Origin of the sequence: Lactobacillus sp. ESL0233 (assembly GCF_003692995.1) — a bacterium.
GTDB classification, from domain to species: domain Bacteria; phylum Bacillota; class Bacilli; order Lactobacillales; family Lactobacillaceae; genus Lactobacillus; species Lactobacillus bombicola.
Genome location: NZ_REHH01000006.1, coordinates 256,601 through 272,957 on the forward strand (window position 1 = coordinate 256,601; position 16,357 = coordinate 272,957).

Below are 16,357 nucleotides of genomic sequence, written 5' to 3' on the forward strand. Positions count from 1 at the left end.
AATTCAAGTTTTAAGTTAAAAGTTGTAGGTTCAGTTTGAATTTTGGTTAAAGTTTTGCCAAGCTTGAACGATTTGCTGATAATTTAAATAAGAAGTATTTGGAAAAAGTAATTTGGCTTGATTTAATTCTGATTTATTGCCAACACCTACTGAAAAAGCACCAGCGCGGTTAATAGATTTAATACCAGCAATTGAGTCTTCAATTCCCACACAATCTTGGGGCTCGACATTGATAGCAGATGCAGCAGCTAGGAAAATATCTGGGGCCGGTTTTCCTGCCATTACTTTGCTGGGATCCGCAATTGCATCAAAAGCGGAATTTAATTGCAGTTTTTCTAAAATATAAGGCCCATTAAGACTGGCTGAGGCTAATGAAAGCTTGACATCATGTTCTTTAAATTGGGTGATTAAATCAGATATCCCTGGCAGAATATTTTGCGGTGTTAAGCTGGTAAGTAATTCGCGAAAGATTTTATTTTTTTCGTTAGTCATTTCTTGAAAATCCGCAGCACTAACTTTAATATCCAGATAGTTTAAAATCGCGGTTAAAGAATCATTGCGACTAACTCCTTTGGTTTGTTTTTCCAAGGCAGCAGGCAATTCGCGGTTAAAGTGATCTTTAATTAATTTGCGCCATGCCTGAAAGTGATAAACGGCTGTATCGGCAATTACGCCGTCAAGATCAAACAGTATGCCTTTCATTTAAGAACTTCCTTTCACTTGCTAATGGTGTTTGTACCATGATTTCTTTGATTTTTGCAAAATCATTATCTGAAATATTGATAAATGGGAGCATTACGTTCAGCTCGGTTAAAGAACTACCACCAAAAGTCTCCAGATTCTTAGAATCTTGCAAAAAATTAAATACGTTATTGATTGGTGCTAAATTTTTCACTAATTCTGGGTCAGTCATAATTTGCTTAACTGGCATTGCCAAATTGTAATATTCAATGTAACTAGTTACTGGTTGGTAGCTGATAGTGTATTTTCCGCCATTAAGAGTTAGTGGCAATTCTTTATTGACACCGTTTACTTGCACTTGTCCGTTAGTTCGAGGTAGTTTCACCGTTACTGTTTGTCCAAATGGAATAGTCAAGTTAATTTCAATTGTATGTTTTTCGTCTTTTTCAAGTTGATATTCAATTTGGAGATCACCATATGAACTTTCATAATGACCTTGAACCTGCTTAAGCCGATAATCAAATTGTGGTGCAAATTCAACTTTTTGGTAGCCATTTTCTTGTTGATGGAGCCCAAGAACTTGTTGATAAACCCACTGCATGATTGCGCCGATTGAGTAATGATTTAATGAATTCATTCCTTCAGGATTCATTGAACCATCAGGCAAAACGGAGTTCCAACGTTCCCAGATGGTAGTAGCGCCAAGGTTAACGGCATAAAGCCAACTTGGAAAATCTTCGTTTAGAAAAATTTGCATGGCTAGTTTATGCTCACCGTTTTCTGACAATACTTGACAAATCAACGGGGTACCAACAAAACCAGTCTTTAGATGATTATTATCTTTACCAAGGCGCGTTACTAAATCTTTTACGACACGCTTTTTCTGCTCTTCGGGAATTAGCCCAAAGCGTAGTGCCAATGCATAAGCCGTTTGGGTGTCAATTGCTAGGCGGCCATTTTGTGTGATATATTCAGCTCTAATAGCTTGTTTAATAGCTTTAGCTTGTTCAGCATATTGGTGAGCATCTTCTTGCTGACCTAAGACTTTTGCGCTGGCAGCAACGATTGAGCTTGAGTAGTAATAGTAAATGGAGGCAATGAAGTCTTCATCAGTTTTACCAGTAGGCATTGCTGGATTTTCACCATCAAGTGATAGCCAATCACCAAATTGGAAGCAACCTGTCCAAAGATTTGGGGTTGAGGTAGATTGGCTAATCCAGTCAACCCAAGCCTTCATACTAGGATAATTTTGCCTTAAGATTGCGGGATCACCGTATGCCTTATAAACTGTCCATGGAATGACAGTCGCAGCATCACCCCAAATAGCGGCCCCGTCACTGTCATTACCCATTGCTGGGGCATACATGGTAAGCATTCCAGTGTGCTGTTTTTGTTCAATTAACATGTCTTTAGCATATTTTTTGAAAAAGGCATAAGTATCCATATTTAAAACGGCTGTACTTGAAAAAATGTCTGCATCACCAGACCACCCAAGACGTTCATCACGTTGCGGACAATCTGTTGGCACGTCAAAGAAATTACTTTTTTGACTCCACATTACGTTAGCTAACAGGCGGTTAACTTTTGGATTATCTGTCTTAATGGCACCGGTAGTTTTCATATTTGAATAGATCACTGCTGATCTAAAATCTGCCTTAGTTAGTGGTTTAGTATTGCCAGTAACTTTGACATAGCGGTAGCCATAATAAGTGAAGTGGGGACGTATCCATTTTTGTTCACCATTGGAAGTATAATAGAATGCTGCTCGGGCTTCCCTTAAATTATCACGGTAAAAATTGCCATTTTGCAGAATTTCACCAACTTCCAATTTAAGGGTAGTACCAGTATTTTCACGGTTAAAGAATTCTGGCCATCCGGCATGATTTTGGCCGAAATCTAAGACCGTTTCACCAGCTGGTGTCTTAATTATTTCTTTCACGGGAAGATACTCATTGATTGTAAGAGGCAAACTTAAACGATCGTGTAGAATTTTCTTAGAGTGATCGAGCATGGTTACTGGCTGCCAGTTAGCTATTACATGAGTATCATCATAATCTTCACCGTAATAGATAGCCGACTTAGTGATTTTACCTGAAGTAGTTTTCCAGGAAGCATCACTTAAAATAATTTCCGTTGAATTATCAGTGTATTGAACATGTAGTTCGGCAATCGCCATTTGGCGATTACCATAGATATTGTCTTGTCCGCCGTCAAAACCAAAGTTACCTTTATACCAACCATCACCAAGTGAAATTAGTAATTCTTGATTAGCTGACTTTTGAAGTGGTTTAGTTACGTCATAAGTTTGAACTTGGATTAATTGATCGTATGCGGTAGTGCCCGGGGCTAGTAATTCATTGCCGACCTTTTCATTATTTAAATAGGCTTCATATACGCCCAAACCAGTCATGTAGAGACGAGCACTTTTTACCGGTTTTGTCAGTGTGAATTTTTTGGCAAGCAAGGTGTTTTGAATATCTTTATCATTATTGCCAATCCAACTAGCGGTAAACGGCTCCGCCATTTTACCAGTTTCAAAGAAACTATGCTTACTACTTTCATCAGTAGCGTTTTTAACATAAATGGTTAATTCGTAACGGGTTCTCGGCTGCAAGTTAAGCGCAAAATCAAAAAAGTTATTCTTGTAATCTTGCCAGTCTGAATCGTAAATTTCTTTATCTGCTTTAACTACGATTCTTTTCTTTGTGTCCTGCATAGTTGCAGAATTAGTAAGATTAAAGGCAACCCGTAAATGATTATCTAAGTCATAGCCAATGGGCTCAGTCATATGATTAATTGTAATCTGATTAATTTCAATCATTATTTTGCTCTCTTTCTATAGACGGGTATCGAAGCGACCACAGAAAGGATCTACTGGATTTTTACCAAGAAATTCTTCTTGACCCATCATTTTTTTCAGTAAGGCATCAATCGTAACTTCATTGCCTGTATAAGCATTAATGTAAGTTGAAACCATCGGAATATCAAAGAGGTGGTATGGGTTGCAAGTAGAAACAAAGACAGTTGGGATATCCTTCATGAACCATGGTGCATCAGCGGCCATCAAGTGAATCCAATCTAGTCTAGTGGTAGTCTGGTTACTTGCCGTTTCAACATTAGCTACATAAAAGGCAAGGTCAAAGCGATCTTTTTCAAATTGAACGCCACCTTCAAAAACTTCTTGGAAATCTAGGCGTTTTCGATTAAAAACAGTGACTTGGAATCCTTTTTCTTCAAGTTTTTCTTTAAATTTAGTAGTTACTTTACCGCCTTCTTTAAAGCCACCATCATCAGTATCACCTAAAACGACAAGACGAACTCGGGGGTATTTCTTTGGCGTTAGTGGCAATAGTTGGTCGCGGTCCTTAACCAGAGTAATTGATTCTTTAGCAACTTTAGCCGCAAGCTTCTCGTGTTCTGCTAATTTTAAGTCGAAATTACTTGTTGCAGGTTCACAGAGTTCGCCCGCAGTATTCATTACGCCTTGGGCAACCTTAGTTGCAATTATTCTTGTTACTGCTTCATCAATGCGGGCCATCGGAATAGTGCCATCAGTAACGGCAGCGGTAATAAATTGATAATCTTCGTCAATGTCTTTGTTAAAGAGAATCATGTCAATACCAGCATTGATTGTTGCTGGTAAAGCTTCTGAACGTTTCATTATTGCATTATAACCAATCATTGGCGTTGCATCAGTAATCGTTAAGCCGTTGAAGTTCAAAACTTTCCGAAGTAAGCCGTTAATTAAAAGCTTAGAAGTTGATGCTGGTCTTAAGTCTTTATCTTCAATTCCTGGCTCAAGTCGACGTTCCCAAGCTGGTTGCATAATATGAGCAATCATGATACTTGGTAAACCATTATCAATTAAGTGGTGATAAATTTCTCCGTAGGATTTCATCCATTCATCAGCGGAAAGTGAATTAATCGAACTTAACAAGTGCTGGTCGCGCTCATCGACACCATCACCAGGGAAGTGTTTAGCAACAGGAATAACGTGGTTAGCATTTAGTCCGGCAATTTGAGCATCTGACATTCTAATTACTCGTTCTTTATTACTACCATATGTGCGAACGTTCATAATTGGATTACGGAAGTTTTGGTCAAGATCAACAATTGGAGCAAATGACATGTTGCCCCCAACCTGCTTTGCTTCGTAACCAGAAACTTCGCCTAAGTTATAAGCGTTTTTAGTATCATCGGTTGCCGCAATCTGCAATGGGCGGCCTAACCAAGTACCACCATTTATGAGTCCATTACCACCGGCTTCAAGGTTAGCTGCGATTAAAAGTGGAATATTACTTGCTTTTTGTGAAGTTGCTATTTCATGCTGTAATTTTTTAGCATCATCAGGGCGGTACATAATTCCGCCAGGTTGATATTTTTTTACAAATGCAGCTAAGTCTGTGTTTTCTTCATCTTCACCAATGACAAAGAAAAGTTGACCGATTTTGGCTTCGGTTGACATACTTGCCACTTTTTGCTTAACAAAGTTAATTTGTGTAGCAGACAAGTTATAGGGCTTTTTAGATAGGTCTATCATCTTTTTCCTCCATGTGCTATAAATATAAATTGATTTAAGATTTATTCTAATCTAGTGTTAGCAGTTCTGCTATTGCCAAAAATCATAAATATTGTGTTGATTTCACAGATTTTATTTTGAAACAGAGATTAAAGTTTAAATAAACTGTACACTACCAACGAAAGAAAGAGTAAGCATTTTGAAAGAAGAAGTATTGCGCCTATTACGAAAAAATAATTCATCCCGAAATTGGTCAGATGTTCTTTCTACGGTTGAAAAAAACGGTAATCTGACAAAAAAAGTTGGACAAATCGAGAATGAACCAATCTACCGTTTCTTTGATACCTATTCGGATGATTTAACACTTAACAGCAGTTCTATTTCGATTGCAGTACAACCGATTAATTCTTTTATTCCATATCATATTCATGATTATGTTGAAATAATGATCCCACTAATTGAAGACTGTGTGGTGGTTTTAGAGCATTCCGAAATTAAAGTTAAACAAAATAACTTGATTTTTATGGGAAACAGAACTATTCATAAAGTTAAGCCAATTAGCAAAAGAGGAGTGGTTGTTAATATTGCATTACGAAGTTCAGCTTTTTCTTTAAACGAGCTTGACTATTTAAATCATCGCGAAAATGGTTCTAACATTTCTAATATCTTATTTTCACTTTTATCCAATGAAGAATATGGTGAGGGTCGTTATAGTCTGTTTGAAGTTAGCCATGATGTTAAAATTACTAATTTAATCTATGATATTATTTCAGAATACTATCACCCTGATATCCAGTCCGATCAGTTGATTCGGTTGGAAATGTTAATGTTATTTTCGCTATTAATTAGGCAGGCAGCTAACGCTGAAATTAAGGTGAAGGATTTTCGCAAGAAAAACAATAACTTACTATCACTTCTTTTATATATTGAAAAACACTACAATAACATTACATTGCAAAAGATGGCCACCCACTTTGGCTTTAATCGCAATTATTTATCTGACTATCTAAAAAAGCATACTGGTAAGACCTTTATCCAATTAGTGCATTTACAACGAATAAATGTTGCAGCTGAATATCTAACTTATACGACAGCGCCAATTGAAAGGATTGCTACTAGGGTAGGTTACGAAAATCCTTCGTATTTTTATAAAATTTTCAAAAAGTATTTTGGGATTTCACCAGCTGAATACCGTCAAAAAAATAGTTAAAAATATGACTAGTAATGTGACTACCGGTCATTTTTATTTTTTGTTGTTCATTAAAAACTGGGAAATGGATATAGTTTCTCTGTTTTTTGAATATGGTTACTACTCCTTCTGGATAATATACTTTTAAATGAAATTTGAAAGCGAATTCAAGTAAGGAGAATAATCAATGAATAAAAAACAAATATCTAAAGCAATAGGTATTTTAAGTATGAACCTATTGCTAATGTTGGCAACAGCAGTAACCTCCGCTATTGCGGCAATTGCTAAGTCATTTTCTAAGGAGCCTATTTCTAAGGTACAGTTAATTGGCTCTATCCCACAATTAGGTCAAATTATTGCTACGACATTATTTGCATATTTAACTTTTAAGATGACCAGAAAAAATTTAGGACTTTTAGCAGTTGCTGTTGTCGGAATTGCCGGAGTTTTACCAGCAATCTACGGTAATAGCTTAAACTTAATCCTAGCTTGTATGGTTTTAGTTGGTTTTGGAACAGGTACAATTACTAACGTTGTTCCCGTATTATTGCAGGAAAACTTTGAAGGTGAAGCAAGAGCTACAGCAATGGGCTGGGCAACTGGTGTAACTAATATTGGGATGATGGTTTTTACTGCTCTAGGTGGTGTTTTAGGTAGTACCAATTGGAGAAATCTTTTCTGGGTTTATGCATTAGCTCTAGTTGTTTTCATATTGGCATTTATCTTAATTCCACAAGATACTAAACTGCAAAATACAGATAAAAATAAAGAGGGTGGCAAGAAAGAAAGCTTTTGGACTTTGTTAAAGCAAATGAACAACCTAGTATATGTTTTATATCTAGTTAACTTCATGCTTTCTTTAGCAATGATGACATTCTTGTCTAACCAATCAATTGTTTTGGCTGCGCAAGGAAAAGGAACTGCTTATGTTGCCATGGTAACTGCTTTAGGTAATGTAGGTGGCATTATTACCGCGACATTCTTAACTTACATTAGAAAGTTCACTAAGAAAGATACAATTGCTTGGGGCTTTATTGCCTTTGCACTTTCATTTATTTGTATTGTCTTTTCATCAAATATTGTAATGCATATCATTGGTAATGCCTTTTCAGGAATGGGAATCGTTTTAGTTAACGCTACTGCACCGTTTGAAATGTCAATTTTAACAGACCAAAAGCAATTTCCATTAGCAATTTCAATCAACACTTTGTTAGGTTCAATTGCTGGTATGATTGTGCCGATGTTATTAGCAGCTGTCAAAATTGCACCAGGACGTGATTCATATATTGCTGGAATAGTTATTTCTGTAGTAACTGCTGCATTATTATTTATTACTCGTTTTGGTTCTAGAGTTGAAAAAGAACAAAGTAAAAACAAATAATTTTTAATAAAGAATAAAAGATTCGAGGAATTATTATGAAGATTGAACAATATAGTTTAGATGAAGATAACCCTAATGATACTTTAACTACCTATGTTTTGGATGACTCACCAGAAACACTAAATGGTAAGCCAAGACCAGCAATTATTATCTGTCCTGGCGGAGGTTTCTTTAGCTGTACTGATCGTGAAGCAGAACCTGTCGCAATGTATTTTGCATCAATGGGGTATCACAGTTTTGTACTGCGTTATTCAACTTACTTTAGTCATGGTTTAAAAATACCTGACTTATCAAAGCCTTTGCCGTTAAAAAAAGAAACAATATATCCTAAGCAAATTAGGCAATTAGGGCAAGCAATGCTTTTAATTAAAAGAAATGCTGAAAAATGGCATGTCAATCCTGATCAAATAGGTGTGTGCGGCTTTTCAGCAGGTGGTCATATTGCATCGTTATATGCTACCAGGTACAATGAGACTGTTTTAACTGATTACTTGAATGCAAGTAGTCAACAATTGAGACCAGCATTTGCGATTATTGGCTACGCTCTTGCTGATTATCATTTGTTAGACCAGCAATTGCGCGCTAAGAAAGATTCGCCTGGTGAATATGCTTTTATGAAAGCTTCTAACGTGGCTTATGCTGGTGTCGAATTTCCAGATAAAGAATTGGAAAGTGAAATCAGTCCAGTAGATCACGTTGATAGTGAAACACCGCCATTCTTTATTTGGGCAACAGCAACTGATCCATTAATTTCTCCACTTAATTCATTACATATGGCATCCTGCTTAGCAGAAAATAATATTCCGTATGAAATTCACGTTTTTGGAGAGGGAACTCATGGCTTAAGTTTGGCAACTCAAGCTGTGGCGGATTCTAAGTCACAAATTGAACCAATTGTTGGCCAATGGACAACTCTATGTACAAAATGGTTAGAAAAACGCTTTTCCTTGGACTTGCCCGCAAAGAGTCCTTTTGAGGAAATGAAGGACAAAGAAGAAAGCAACGCTAAAAATTGAGTAAATCAGATCGTCGATCTAATTTTTTGTTTACTTTTAGAATTGTTTGCAAACGTAACGGAAAAATGTTGGTCGAAAAACTGTAAAATCGACATACATTTTCTGGTTTTTCCCTATAGCAGAGAAAGAAATTCAACTCATATACTTAAATTATTGATGTAAGCTTATTAATCGGTGCGATAAAGATAACTAGCATCTTTTTTACTAAGTAATTCAATATTTGGAGAGAAAGTAGCACAGTAAATTTTACTTGACAAAGACTGCTAATCGCACATAATTCAATTATTTTGATAAATTAGGAAGGGCAAAAGTATGCTTAATTTTAAAATAGAAGAAAATAAAATAACTCCTTTCCCACATTATTGGGAGACTTGTGTTGGTAGTTGCCATGCTTATACTGCATTAAGAGAAGATTATCGCCAACAGTTGATTAAAGCACATAATGAACTTGGTTTTAAATATGTTCGTTTTCATGGCTTATTTGATGATGAAATGAGTGTTTGCATTGAAAATTTTGATTTTAGTGGCAATTCACAGGGTATTACCTATAATTTTCTCAATATTGACAAGGTTTTTGACTTTTTGCTAAAAATTGGTATGAAACCATTTGTAGAGTTAAGTTTTATGCCAACTTGCCTTGCATCTAAAGAAAATAGAGTTTTTCCGTATGGCGGAAACAATACCATGCCTAAATCAGATGACTTATGGGAAGAATTGATTAGAAGATTTATTAAACACATTATTGACCGTTATGGTAAAGAAGAAGTTGAATCGTGGTTCTTTGAAGTTTGGAATGAGCCTAATTTGCCACTATTTTTTGCTGGAACACAAAAAGATTATTTTCACTTATATCAAATAACTGTTGCAACAGCGAAAAAAATTGATAAAAATCTTAAATTTGGTGGTCCTGCAACATCATTTAATTCATGGATTCCCGAAATGATTGATTTTTGTGAAACTAATAATGTTCCTTTAGATTTCTTAACAACGCATCATTATCCTACAGATGATCCACTTTGGCAAAGTGGGCTAGGAATCGAAGAATTTTTTAAAAATTCAGATCAAACTAAAACTGATTATCATCGTGGCATTTTAAAAGAAATGACTGCTAAAACTGTCAAGCAAGCCAAGGGCTATCCCCTTTATTATACAGAGTGGAATGTTTCAGCAATGGTAGGTGATATGATTCATGATGAACCATATGCTGCTGCAATGGTTGCCAAAACAATCGCAGATAATGATAGCATGGTAGAAGGTTATTCATTTTTTACCTTTACTGATATTTTTGAAGAGCAATCGCAAAAATTGGGTCAATTCCATGGTGGTTATGGTTTGCAAACTGTTGATGGAGTTGAAAAACCTGTTTATCGTATTTTTGAAATTTTACATAAGCTAGGTTTTAAGCGATTGGGTGTGCAAGGCAATGATCAGGGAACTGCAGAGCTTTTAGCAGTACGAAATGACGTAGATTTGCAATTACTTGCATATAATCACAATGTTCCAAGTGAAGAAATTAAAACAGAAAAAGTGCAGATAGGACTTGAAAGCAAAAAAAATTTTGCTGGAATTTTAGAAAGAATCGATGATAGCCATGCCAATCCAATGAAAAAATGGATTGAAATGGGTAAACCAGACTACCTTAAACAACCAGAAATAGATTTTTTGAGGGAAAATTCTAAATTACAAAAAGAACAGATTTTAGTTGAAAATGGGAAAATTATACTAAGTTTACTGCCTAATTCGTGTATATTTATAACAATTCCTAATTATTTTTTGTAGAAAGATCACTCTAAAATAGTTTTAATATATTGTTAAAATGGTTAATTAAATTACATAACAAGTAAATCATAATAATTCTGATAAATTGTTTTATGTTTTGATAAAAAAGTTTACTTATGCTTACGTATGTAAACATTTTGAAATAATAACATTATAAGCAATAAAAAATGATAGTAGCGTAAAATTTTAAATAAATAACTAAAAATGCCCCCAATTTATTAATAAAAACGGTATAATTAAGGTAAATTGAAGGGAGCATTATTCAAATGATGTGTGAAAATTTATTTTTTAAAATTTTATGGGTAATTGTCTATGGCATTACTGCTTACTTTACTTTTACTGATAAAATGATGATGGCGATGTACTGGATGGCTGGGGGAATGTTTGCCCAGGCTGTTGTTGATTTGGTTTACCATTTTTGGACAAAGAATAAAAAATGTTAATTAAAAGCAACTTCATTTTGAAGTTGCTTTTTTAATGATCATTTTCAATTAAAAAATTTTGAATAATTTTTTCGCGCATTGCTAAAAAAATTTGATTGTGATCGGTGGGATGAATTCGGTTAGTTAAAAGAATTAAGCCGGATTTTTTAATACGATCAAGAACAATTAAGGTTCCAGTATAACCAGTATGTAAAATAATTGGATAATTATCTTGTGGGTCAAAGCGTAAATCCCATCCCCATGAACGTGGCGCAACACCGCTGGGGTTCTTATTATCAAATAGTAAACTAACAGTATCTTGACTAAAGGGGAGGATATCACGATCGATTCCAAGGTAGCCTTTACAAATTTTCACTAAGTCGTTTAAAGTTGAAAACAGCCCAGCGGAGCCACAATCTTGCCCAAGTTGACGAGCTTTAGGATCATGGGGGATGCCCTGAAGAATTTTATCTTTGACTAAAGCAGTAGGAACACACAAGTTTTTATCAGGCTTAAAGCCTGTTTCTTTTAGACCCATTGAATTTATAATTTCTTGCTGACCAACTTTTTGCACAGGAAGATTGTAAATTTTTTTAATGACTAGGCCTAGAAGAATAAAATTAGTATCAGCATAACGCATTTTATGTTCAAATTCATTGGTTACCGGAAGGTGAATAATTGCGTCTAAAAGTTCATCATGGCTAAGTTCATCGCGATTTTTTATCCATCCCCGAATACCACTTGTATGTGTCATTAAGTGAAAAAGTCGCACCCGCTCATCGGTAAATTCAGGAATAAACTGGTGCAGTGGTTCGGAAAAATTTAGTTCATTTTTTTGATAAAGTTTTAATAAGATATTTTCTGTAATTAATACTTTAGTTAAACTTGCTAAATCATATTCTGCAAATGGACTGAGTTGCGTTACGGTGGGATAAATGCTTGCAAAACCAATTGTTGATGTAAAAATTTGCTCATTATTAATAAAAGTGTAATTAACGCCAGGGACCACACGGTCTGAAACCATTGATTCAATTAAATTTTGGGTAGCTGAATAATCGATCATAAAATTTGTCCTTAATTAAATTTGCATACTCAGTCTATTATATCCAATTTTGTATCTCAATAGCCAAAATTATTCTACGGTTTAATTTTGATTTTTTTGGTGCAATTTTCGATTTAACGATTTAACAAACATCTTTGCTCTAATTAGACTTACGGACCAAGAAATTAAATAAATAATACAAAAATCAATCGTAAAATCAAGTAGGTAGTACCAGTTCCATTTGTGTTCATTAACTAAAATACTCAGGATGATAAGAAAAAAATAAGTAATACAGAAATGGACTAAGGTTTGCTTAGTAATGCTCCAAGTCTCTATCTGATAAATAAGATTGCTGCAACCAAAAATAATTCCAATTAGCGCCCAAATAACTAAGTCTACCAAATTTACCGAAACAGAATGCTGAAAAAAGCGTTCGAAGTTTGATAGTGATGAGAAGGGATTGAAAGAGGGACTAAAAATAAGGCATGAGAATATGCCAATATTGACTCCAATTGGAGCGGACCAAAGAGCTAATTTTAAAATTTTTTTGCAAAGGTTCATGATAAAAACTCCTTTTTAATTTTTTGCATGTAACGGCGTGAACTGTAGGTGGTATGACCATTTTTAAAAATAATTTGATAAATGCCATTACGCGTAAGGGCAAATTCTTGAATACAACTAAAATTTACGATTTCAGAACTTGAAACTTGAATGAAGACTCGTTGAGGTAGAATTGACTTGATTTCATATAGTCGCTTTTTTAAGCGATAATTTCCTTGATTAGTCTCACAAATAACTTTCTTATCTTGTGTATGAATAGAAATTACATCATATAGGGCGATTACCTTTTGGCGTCCATTTTGATAACCAATCAGATTTTGTTCATTGACAAAATAAGACAAATTATCTTGTAAAGTAGTACTGTTATTATCAATTTGAGGTGTATTAACAGTCACTGATAGGTCAACTGCTTGGGGGTCAATTTTTTGATTAACAAGCATAAATGCATCTCCTTTCTGTTTTTTTAAGATAGCAAAAGTAAATATGTTAAACAACAATTTAAAGATGAATGGTCATTTTTTTAGGATAAATGGTAGATCGACTATAAAAAAAGCAATTACCTGCCAAATTAATTAAAAAAATACTTTTTTGCGATAAAAAGCACTTGACTTTACCCCTGGCTTCAAGCATAATAATTACTGTTGATTTTGCCCGTTGGTCAAATGGTTAAGACGCCACCCTCTCAAGGTGGAGTTACGAGTTCGATTCTCGTACGGGTGATTTAACACTGGGATATAGCCAAATGGTAAGGCACAGGTTTCTGGTTCCTGCATGTTTCGGTTCGAGCCCGGATATCCCAATATAAATGGCTTAACAGCAGGCTTTAAGAAGGTCTTAAAACTGCTTTGTCCATCATATTATTTGAACTAAAAAAGCTAGATGAAATAAATCATCTAGCTTTTTTAATCTCTTTATCGCTTTTTCTCTTATCCTCATCAATATAGTAGGCATAGACGTCTAAGGCTGGCTTTCATCGCACTGATTTTAGCAGTTCGTGGTAATAGAAAATTTTAGATATGCAAAACAAATACAAGGCTATTTATCAAGCAATAGATTATTGCTCAGATAGTTAAAGCCAGCTATTTAGGACGATTTTAAATACTGTATATAGATGAACTTAAAGACTGGCAAGTTGCTAACAAAGTTAAATATAGTGCCCCTTGCTATAGCGCTTTGAAACGATATGCCTTATGCCAATTTGCTGATTTTATTGAAACTTGGAAGATTAAATATGATGTAGATAGACCTGAATTAAATATTTACAAATATAAAAAAGCTTAGGTAGCCATAAAAAGTTACTTAAGCTTTTTTATTTATCAAATAATTGTCTATGTGAGCCTGTATCGACTAAATAAAGGATTAGTTCGTTATTTTTGATTTGATAAGTTAATAACCAATCCGGTTCGATATGTAACTCACGAATTCCTTGCCATTTGCCTTTAAGTTCGTGGTCATGATACTTGGGACCAATGTTGTTTGTAATGATAGCTTCTACAGCAGCAAATAGTTTGTTAAGATCTTTCCCCTGTTTGACTGCTTGCTTGGCGGATTTTTTGAATTTACGTGATTGCTTAATCTTGTACATATTTACGCAAATCTTCTTCCCAATCTTTAACAGAATCAAATGATTCAATGTTACCTGATTTGATTTCATCCAAAGCTTGGTCTAATTCGCTAGTCACACGTGGCTGAAAGGGTAATTGGCGATCATCAACGGAACGCTTTAAGAACATTGTAATTGCAGAGCTTAAAGTTAAGCCCATATCTTTAAAAACTAAATCCGCTTCATTTTTTAGATCGGTATCAATTTTAACATTCAAGTTAGTTTTTTTACTCGTTTTAATTGACATTGACATTTCCCCTCTTTCTTTTATTCTAGGGATATTATATCCTTGTTTCATTCTTTAATAAAGCATAATAAATAAAAATGGATAAATGATTGGTATGATTTTTAAAAATCGGTGCAGATTCGGAGATGAATCCGTAATTAATGGGTGTTATATTAATATTGTCGGTAGTAGTATTAATAATCATTATGGCAATAATCTTGCTACAATATTTAGAAATTATGGTTTAGTAACTTTGAGAATAGCGAGCATACATGGAGGATAAAGCAATGAGTAAACGTATGGCTTGGACAATAATATTAATAGGTTCAGTAATAACAATAATTTTAAAAGTATTGATGATGGCAAAGGGATAATCTGCTCCAGCTCATGCAATTAAAGTAGCTTAAATCATAGAAATAAATTTAAGTAATAATTATTACATCGCCCTTAGTCCCAATAGCAAGAACCCAAGCAAAAACGGTAAGCAATCAGTGCTTACCGTTTTTTACATCCCAGCTTGAATAATATTCTTATCGGCCATTGACTTACGCAATGAAAGTAGGGCCGTGTAGGTTGATAAAATATAAACTTTCTTAGTTGGTAATTTGGCTAATTGCGCAATGACATCATTATCAGTTTTGCAGGTAGTCATCTGAGCTGGATTAAAGCCAGCAACTTCCAAACGAAAGCTCATATCATGCCAGCGCTGACCGCCGACGATGACCTTTTTAATTTGGGACTGGTGTAATTCTTCAAATTGTCCATCCCAAATCCATGAAGTATCAATTCCGTCAGCGTGATTAGCATTCAGTAGCGTGACTAATGAATAGTCTTCTTTTTCTGTATTTAATAAGTGGAGTACTTCATCTAGACCTACTGGGTTTTTAACTAAGATCAAATCAATTTCTTTATCGGCATAGTTAATCAATTCTTGCCGCCCAAAGACACGCTTGTTTTTGGCAAAGGCACTGGCGACTTCGTCATCACTAAGACCAAAATAACGGGCAACGGCGTAGGCGGCTAGGGCATTGTAAATATTATAGGTACCGCCGATATTGATACTGTACTCTTTAGTTCCCATTTGAAACTTAAGGTGGTTGGGGCTTTGCTTAATAATTTGGTTAACTGAATAGGTTAACTGCGGACGCTGATAGTCGCAATTAGGACAGAAAAAGTCGCCAAGATTTGCGTAGATTCGATCGTGAAAGTGCAAGATATGGTTGCATTGCGGGCAAAGGACACCATCTGTGTTAACTGGTGCAATGAGATTATTTTCTGCTTGATCGCTAGGTAAGTTAAATCCATAAAAAATCTTCGGATTAGGTAAATCAACAGAAGAAAAGATACTGGCATCGCCATTGGCAATTACGGTTGCTTTTGGTTCAAGTTTGATGCCGTCTAGAATCTTTTCATAAGTTGTATAAATTTCGCCATAACGATCCATCTGATCACGAAAAATATTGGTCAGAACAAAGCAACTTGGATGCAATAATTCAGTCACCAGCTTCACGTTGGCTTCATCAACCTCTAACACGGCAATTTTGCGGGAAGCTGCCTGGTCTCTATGTGCTAAAAAGGCAGTTACAATTCCTTGCTGCATGTTTGAACCAGACGGATTAGTTAAAACATCACCATATTTTTCGCGTAAAGATTCAACAATTAACGCCGTTGTCATTGTTTTCCCATTCGTGCCCGTTACAATTACAGTTTCATAATCATTGGCTAAAGTATTTAAAATTTTAGGATCAATTTTCATAGCAATTTTACCTGGAAAACTAGTCCCACCTTTAAGGATATTATGTAAAAACCAGTAACTTAATTTTCCGGTAAATTTAGCAATTCTAGATTTTAATTTCATGTTTATCCCTCACTTTAAAATCAATATCAACTATAGCATAGGCGACAAACTAAAACGAGTTTTTGGTTATAATTTAACTG

The 16,357-nt window shown here is 35.0% G+C and carries 14 protein-coding genes and 2 tRNA genes; 7 read left to right on the forward strand and 9 right to left on the reverse strand.

Annotated elements, in window-relative coordinates; genetic code table 11:
• Positions 1-30: 30 nt before the first annotated feature.
• The 3 genes from pgmB to F5ESL0233_RS02885 are packed head-to-tail and all read right to left on the reverse strand — an operon-like array spanning position 31 to position 5,221.
• Positions 31-702, reverse strand: coding sequence for a beta-phosphoglucomutase (gene pgmB, locus F5ESL0233_RS02875; RefSeq protein WP_122058637.1), 672 nt, complete (start codon positions 700-702; stop codon positions 31-33).
• Entirely contained in the window at positions 683-3,499 is a 2,817-nt protein-coding gene (locus F5ESL0233_RS02880; protein WP_122058682.1) for an alpha-L-rhamnosidase, read from the reverse strand. Before F5ESL0233_RS02880 ends, pgmB begins: the two co-directional genes overlap by 20 nt.
• Before the next feature lie 18 nt (positions 3,500-3,517).
• A complete protein-coding gene (locus tag F5ESL0233_RS02885) occupies positions 3,518-5,221 on the reverse strand; it encodes a glycoside hydrolase family 3 protein (RefSeq protein WP_122058639.1) in 1,704 nt (567 codons plus the stop codon).
• 178 nt (positions 5,222-5,399) lie between these two features.
• On the opposite strand from F5ESL0233_RS02885, the gene F5ESL0233_RS02890 reads away from it, so the two are divergent.
• The 5 genes from F5ESL0233_RS02890 to F5ESL0233_RS08305 all read left to right on the forward strand — a co-directional run bounded on the left by F5ESL0233_RS02890 (position 5,400) and on the right by F5ESL0233_RS08305 (position 11,008).
• The gene (locus tag F5ESL0233_RS02890; protein WP_122058640.1) at positions 5,400-6,410 is read left to right on the forward strand and encodes an AraC family transcriptional regulator; all 1,011 of its coding nucleotides are present in this window, start codon (positions 5,400-5,402) and stop codon (positions 6,408-6,410) included.
• Positions 6,411-6,576: 166 nt separating this feature from the next.
• Positions 6,577-7,770, forward strand: a complete 1,194-nt coding sequence (locus F5ESL0233_RS02895; protein ID WP_122058642.1) for an MFS transporter — start codon at positions 6,577-6,579, stop codon at positions 7,768-7,770.
• 35 nt (positions 7,771-7,805) lie between these two features.
• Positions 7,806-8,786: an alpha/beta hydrolase gene (locus tag F5ESL0233_RS02900; protein WP_122058644.1), complete on the forward strand. Its 981-nt coding sequence runs from the start codon at positions 7,806-7,808 to the stop codon at positions 8,784-8,786.
• Between the two features lie 312 nt (positions 8,787-9,098).
• Positions 9,099-10,565, forward strand: coding sequence for a beta-xylosidase (locus tag F5ESL0233_RS02905; protein WP_122058646.1), 1,467 nt, complete (start codon positions 9,099-9,101; stop codon positions 10,563-10,565).
• A 266-nt stretch (positions 10,566-10,831) separates the two neighbouring features.
• Positions 10,832-11,008, forward strand: coding sequence for a hypothetical protein (locus F5ESL0233_RS08305; RefSeq protein WP_165777851.1), 177 nt, complete (start codon positions 10,832-10,834; stop codon positions 11,006-11,008).
• A 31-nt stretch (positions 11,009-11,039) separates the two neighbouring features.
• Here F5ESL0233_RS08305 and F5ESL0233_RS02910 read toward each other — a convergent pair whose 3' ends face one another.
• The 3 genes from F5ESL0233_RS02910 to F5ESL0233_RS02920 form a co-directional block, all read right to left on the reverse strand.
• The gene (locus F5ESL0233_RS02910) at positions 11,040-12,050 is read right to left on the reverse strand and encodes a serine hydrolase (protein ID WP_122058648.1); all 1,011 of its coding nucleotides are present in this window, start codon (positions 12,048-12,050) and stop codon (positions 11,040-11,042) included.
• A gap of 81 nt (positions 12,051-12,131) precedes the next feature.
• Positions 12,132-12,590 (reverse strand): DUF3021 domain-containing protein, encoded by a 459-nt coding sequence (locus tag F5ESL0233_RS08510; RefSeq protein ID WP_122058650.1) that lies wholly within the window; start codon positions 12,588-12,590, stop codon positions 12,132-12,134.
• The gene (locus tag F5ESL0233_RS02920; RefSeq protein ID WP_090093201.1) at positions 12,587-13,030 is read right to left on the reverse strand and encodes a LytTR family DNA-binding domain-containing protein; all 444 of its coding nucleotides are present in this window, start codon (positions 13,028-13,030) and stop codon (positions 12,587-12,589) included. Before F5ESL0233_RS02920 ends, F5ESL0233_RS08510 begins: the two co-directional genes overlap by 4 nt.
• Before the next feature lie 208 nt (positions 13,031-13,238).
• Between F5ESL0233_RS02920 and F5ESL0233_RS02925 the strand changes: the two genes are divergently transcribed.
• Together F5ESL0233_RS02925 and F5ESL0233_RS02930 are read left to right on the forward strand one after the other, a co-directional pair.
• A tRNA-Glu gene (locus F5ESL0233_RS02925) sits at positions 13,239-13,310 on the forward strand.
• An 8-nt stretch (positions 13,311-13,318) separates the two neighbouring features.
• A tRNA-Gln gene (locus F5ESL0233_RS02930) sits at positions 13,319-13,390 on the forward strand.
• Between the two features lie 509 nt (positions 13,391-13,899).
• On the opposite strand, the gene F5ESL0233_RS02935 is transcribed toward F5ESL0233_RS02930, so the two are convergent.
• The 3 genes from F5ESL0233_RS02935 to F5ESL0233_RS02945 form a co-directional block, all read right to left on the reverse strand.
• Complete coding sequence (locus tag F5ESL0233_RS02935; protein WP_090093203.1) at positions 13,900-14,175, reverse strand: type II toxin-antitoxin system YafQ family toxin; 276 nt, start codon at positions 14,173-14,175, stop codon at positions 13,900-13,902.
• The gene (locus F5ESL0233_RS02940; RefSeq protein ID WP_158593118.1) at positions 14,162-14,440 is read right to left on the reverse strand and encodes a type II toxin-antitoxin system RelB/DinJ family antitoxin; all 279 of its coding nucleotides are present in this window, start codon (positions 14,438-14,440) and stop codon (positions 14,162-14,164) included. The genes F5ESL0233_RS02935 and F5ESL0233_RS02940 overlap by 14 nt, the downstream gene beginning before the upstream one ends.
• 484 nt (positions 14,441-14,924) lie before the next feature.
• Positions 14,925-16,277, reverse strand: coding sequence for a Mur ligase family protein (locus F5ESL0233_RS02945; RefSeq protein ID WP_090093206.1), 1,353 nt, complete (start codon positions 16,275-16,277; stop codon positions 14,925-14,927).
• Positions 16,278-16,357 lie beyond the last annotated feature (80 nt).

What these genes read in the sequence shown, in the direction of transcription:
- pgmB (WP_122058637.1), bottom strand. Translation starts at nt 702, where the DNA reads ATGAAAGGCATACTGTTTGATCTTGACGGCGTAATTGCCGATACAGCC.
- F5ESL0233_RS02885 (WP_122058639.1), bottom strand. Translation starts at nt 5,221, where the DNA reads ATGATAGACCTATCTAAAAAGCCCTATAACTTGTCTGCTACACAAATT.
- F5ESL0233_RS02895 (WP_122058642.1), top strand. Translation starts at nt 6,577, where the DNA reads ATGAATAAAAAACAAATATCTAAAGCAATAGGTATTTTAAGTATGAAC.
- F5ESL0233_RS02900 (WP_122058644.1), top strand. Translation starts at nt 7,806, where the DNA reads ATGAAGATTGAACAATATAGTTTAGATGAAGATAACCCTAATGATACT.
- F5ESL0233_RS02905 (WP_122058646.1), top strand. Translation starts at nt 9,099, where the DNA reads ATGCTTAATTTTAAAATAGAAGAAAATAAAATAACTCCTTTCCCACAT.
- F5ESL0233_RS08305 (WP_165777851.1), top strand. Translation starts at nt 10,832, where the DNA reads ATGATGTGTGAAAATTTATTTTTTAAAATTTTATGGGTAATTGTCTAT.
- F5ESL0233_RS02910 (WP_122058648.1), bottom strand. Translation starts at nt 12,050, where the DNA reads ATGATCGATTATTCAGCTACCCAAAATTTAATTGAATCAATGGTTTCA.
- F5ESL0233_RS08510 (WP_122058650.1), bottom strand. Translation starts at nt 12,590, where the DNA reads ATGAACCTTTGCAAAAAAATTTTAAAATTAGCTCTTTGGTCCGCTCCA.
- F5ESL0233_RS02920 (WP_090093201.1), bottom strand. Translation starts at nt 13,030, where the DNA reads ATGCTTGTTAATCAAAAAATTGACCCCCAAGCAGTTGACCTATCAGTG.
- F5ESL0233_RS02935 (WP_090093203.1), bottom strand. Translation starts at nt 14,175, where the DNA reads ATGTACAAGATTAAGCAATCACGTAAATTCAAAAAATCCGCCAAGCAA.
- F5ESL0233_RS02940 (WP_158593118.1), bottom strand. Translation starts at nt 14,440, where the DNA reads ATGTCAATTAAAACGAGTAAAAAAACTAACTTGAATGTTAAAATTGAT.
- F5ESL0233_RS02945 (WP_090093206.1), bottom strand. Translation starts at nt 16,277, where the DNA reads ATGAAATTAAAATCTAGAATTGCTAAATTTACCGGAAAATTAAGTTAC.